Origin of the sequence: Thauera sp., assembly GCF_035444905.1 — a bacterium.
GTDB lineage: Bacteria > Pseudomonadota > Gammaproteobacteria > Burkholderiales > Rhodocyclaceae > Thauera.
In genome coordinates this window covers 1-3,569 of the sequence record NZ_DAOMPS010000119.1, presented here as the reverse complement: position 1 = coordinate 3,569, position 3,569 = coordinate 1, and the positions used below count along the sequence as shown (strand labels likewise).

At 66.4% G+C, this 3,569-nt stretch carries 3 protein-coding genes; all 3 read right to left on the bottom strand.

The window, feature by feature from the left end; all coding sequences use genetic code 11:
* Positions 1-152 precede the first annotated feature (152 nt).
* Positions 153-1,541, bottom strand: coding sequence for an NCS1 family transporter (locus tag PLC66_RS22340; protein WP_324544381.1), 1,389 nt, complete (start codon positions 1,539-1,541; stop codon positions 153-155).
* Positions 1,542-1,736: 195 nt separating this feature from the next.
* On the bottom strand, positions 1,737-2,468 hold the full coding sequence (locus PLC66_RS22335) for an aspartate/glutamate racemase family protein (RefSeq protein WP_324544380.1): 732 nt from the start codon (positions 2,466-2,468) through the stop codon (positions 1,737-1,739).
* 54 nt (positions 2,469-2,522) lie between these two features.
* On the bottom strand, positions 2,523-3,278 hold the full coding sequence (locus PLC66_RS22330; RefSeq protein WP_324544379.1) for a GntR family transcriptional regulator: 756 nt from the start codon (positions 3,276-3,278) through the stop codon (positions 2,523-2,525).
* Positions 3,279-3,569: the final 291 nt, after the last annotated feature.

The following is a 3,569-nucleotide window of genomic DNA, read 5'->3' as shown; positions in this document are numbered from 1 at the left end:
GGCCAGTTGGCGTAGGGCGGGTTCTTGCCGTAGCCGACGAGGTCGCGCGGGTAGGCCTTGTTCGAAGTCATGATGTCATTCCGGGTAAGGCGATGAGGACAGCCTCGGCGGCTGCGGTGGGCGGGACGCGAGCGCCCCGCCCGCGCCGTGGGTCAGTTCTCGAGGAAGCGCTTGCAGGCGCCCCAGTTGTTCATCAGCAGCCAGTAGGTCAGGCCGGCCGGGATCAGGCTGGCGTACCAGGACACTGCCGAGAAGCTCAGCGCCACCGCCGCGCCCACCAGCGAGGCCACGATGCCGGCCCAGTTCACCCCGCGGTAGGGGCCGTTCTCGTCATAGAGCTTGCCCAGGTTCAGGCTGCGCCCGCGGATGAAGTAGTAGTCGACCACCAGCACCGCGAAGATCGGGCCGAGGAAGGCCGAGTAGGTCTGCACGAAGATCTGCAGGCCCGAGGCCGACTCGTCCTTGACCAGCTCCCACGGGAAGGTGCCGAAGGCGAGGAAGCCCACGATCACCGCCGCGGAGCGGAAGGACAGCTTGAACACGTCCATCAGCACGTAGGTGGGCGGCACCACGTTGTTGAGCACGTTGGTGGTGACCTGGGCGAAGGCGATGAAGAGCAGCGTGGTGATCAGCAGCGGCTTGTTGTCCACCGCACTCGAGAACACCTGGATCGGGTCGGCGACGCCGGTGGCGCCCGACACCATCAGCCCGATCAGGCCCATGAACAACGTGCAGGGCAGGATGGACATGGCGTAGATCGTGGTCAGCGGCCCGCGCCGGATGCCTTTCTCGAGTTCGCGCGAGTAGTCGCTGACGTTGAGCATCATGGTGCTGTAGATGCCCAGGAAGAGCATCGTCGCGCCCCAGAACGGCAGGCCCCAGGTGCCTTCGATATTGACCAGGTTGGTGCTGATCTCGTCGCCGTACTTGTCGATGACGCTGAAGAACATGTAGGTCAGCGACACCAGGATGAAGCCGCTGCCGATGTTCTCCAGCCACTTGATGCCCTGGAAGCCGAGCACTGACAGGGCGATCTGCAGCAGCTGGAAGACGATGAACCACACCACCAGGTTGTCGAAGCCGAACAGCGAGGCCGACACCAGGTTGAGCGCGCCGGCGCCGACCCAGCTCTGGAAGCCGAACCAGACGATGGCCGGCACCGCCCGTACCAGCCCCGGGAAGCGCGTACCGCCGAAGCCGAAGGCGGTGCGCGCCTGCACCATGAAGGGGATGCCGTACTTGTGGCCGGCGGCGCCGTTCAGGCACAGCGCGACGCCGATCACGAAGCAGCCGATCGCAATCGCCATCGTCGCCTGCAGCAGGTTGAGCGTGCCGACGATGCTCGAACCCATGGCGAAGGTGCCGATCGAGACGCAGCCGCCGAACCAGGCGAGCAGATACGACCACTTGCCCATGATGCGCGTCTCTTGCGGGGCCAGGGACTCCTCGCCGACCGCCTTCGAGTGCGGATGAGGGCCGGCGTGTGCCGTGCTTGCGGCCGCGAGGCCGGACACGGGAATGGGGTGTGCCTTGCTTGTCATTTTGCGTGCTCCTCCAGTGGTGCTGGACAGGCGGTTCGTGGACCGCGCTTTCTGAGGGTCAGGGGGCGGGACGCCCCCGGGGAACGGCTACGGGGTGAAGCTCAAGGGGGGGTCGGAGGTGGATCGGAGGTGGGTGGGGTGAGTGGAGTGGGTTGGGGGTTGGGGGTTGGGGGTTGGGGGTTGGGGTGGAATCGCTCAGTTGCCGAGGTAGTCGAAGCGCCCGCTGAAGGGCTTGGGCCGCGGGAAGGCCAGATCGCCGTGCTTGCTGGTGCCCAGGCGCAGGCTCGCCAGCGACTCGGCCAGCTTCACCGCCGCGGTCACGCCTTCGACGATCGGCAGGCCGACGGCCTCGCGGATTTCGTCGGTGAGGTCGGCCATGCCGCCGCAGCCGAGCACGATCGCGCCGATACCGTCCTCGACCTTGGCGCGACGGCACTCGTCGATGATCCGGTCGCGCGCGCAGGCGCCGTCGTCCTCGAGGTCGAGCACCGGGATCTCGGCCGCACGCACCCTGCGGCAGTGGTGGGCGAAGCCGTAGTTCTGCAGCAGATGCTCGGCGATGATGCAGGTGCGCCCCAGCGTGGTGACCACCGAGAAGCGGGTGCTGATCAGCGTCGCGAGGTGGAAGGCGGCCTCGGCGATGCCGATCACCGGCGCGGCGGTGAGCTCGCGCGCGGCGAGCAGGCCGGGGTCGCCGAAGCAGGCGATGACGTAGGCGTCGACGCCTTCCTTGTCGCCGCGGCGAATCTCCTCGAGCACGCCGACGGCGCTGATCGCCTCGTCGAAGTGGCTCTCGATCGAGACCGGGCCGGCCTCGGGGTTGGTCGCCGAGATGCGGGTCCCGGCGGCGGCGACGAGGCGGCCGGCGGCGCCGATCTTGTCGGTCATCGAGGCGGTGGTGTTGGGGTTGATCAGGCGGATGTGCATGCTGCTCTCCTGGGTACCGCGACTGCGTCGGCCGCGTGTGTGTGCAAATGGGTTTCAGCGCTCGCCGCGGTGACGGCGTGCGACTTCGTCGAGGACCTTGCGCAAGTCGAGGACGGAGGGCTCCTCCTCGACCAGCACGACCGTGCGCTCGATGTCCTTGAGGTGGCGCTCCATCCAGTTGCGCGCGCCCTCGGCATCGCCCTCGGCGATCAGCTCGAGCACGTCATCGTGCTCGGAATGGCGGCAACTGCCCGCCATCGGTGCGCCGTAGGTCGCAATCACCAGCGAGGAGCGGGACACCAGCCCGGCAAGGTACTCCGTCAGGGTCTCGTTCTCGGACACCCGCGCCAGTGCGACGTGGAACTCGCCGGACAGGTAGATGGATTCACGGCGGTCGCCGCGCGCCTCGGCCTCGTGCTCGCGGCGAACGATGTCGCGCAGTTCATCGAGCCTGGCCGGCGTGGCCTTGGCAACCACCTGCGCGAGCACGCCGCATTCCACGATGCGGCGGGCGGCGAAGATATCGCGCGCCTCCTTCACGGTGGGCTGCGCGACGGTGGCGCCACGATTCAGGCGGATATCGACCAGGCGCTCGTAGGCCAGGCGCTGCAGCACCTTGCGGATACTGGTGCGACTGACCCCGAAGGCCTCGGCCAGCGTGTCCTCGGGCAGCTTGGTGCCGGGCTCGAGGTGGTTCTCGACAATCGCCGCATACAGATTGCGATAGATCGCCTCGTCGCGGCCGGAGCCCGACATCCCCTCCTCGGTCTGCATGGAGCCCAGATCGATGGATGACCGCTTTCTGCTCATGACCCGCTCCTATGTATTCATGGCCGCGAACGCTTCGCGAATCTCTTGAAAACAAGATAGCCAGTTTTTGTACACAAAACAATTGAATTTTTGTGCTCATTTAAACAATTGATCAGCCGGCATCCATCCCGCGGCGAGCACGTCGGTCGCCCCGCGCCGCAAGCATTCATGCATCTGGCATCAGCGCTGCACGCAATCGCCCATGGCGCCTGCGCTTTGGCCGATCATCGGGGGAGTATTTGCGTGCACTTATGCGCGCCATCAGCACACCAAGAAGATGGAAGAACGAGC

What these genes read in the sequence shown, in the direction of transcription:
- PLC66_RS22335 (WP_324544380.1), bottom strand. Translation starts at nt 2,468, where the DNA reads ATGCACATCCGCCTGATCAACCCCAACACCACCGCCTCGATGACCGAC.
- PLC66_RS22330 (WP_324544379.1), bottom strand. Translation starts at nt 3,278, where the DNA reads ATGAGCAGAAAGCGGTCATCCATCGATCTGGGCTCCATGCAGACCGAG.
- PLC66_RS22340 (WP_324544381.1), bottom strand. Translation starts at nt 1,541, where the DNA reads ATGACAAGCAAGGCACACCCCATTCCCGTGTCCGGCCTCGCGGCCGCA.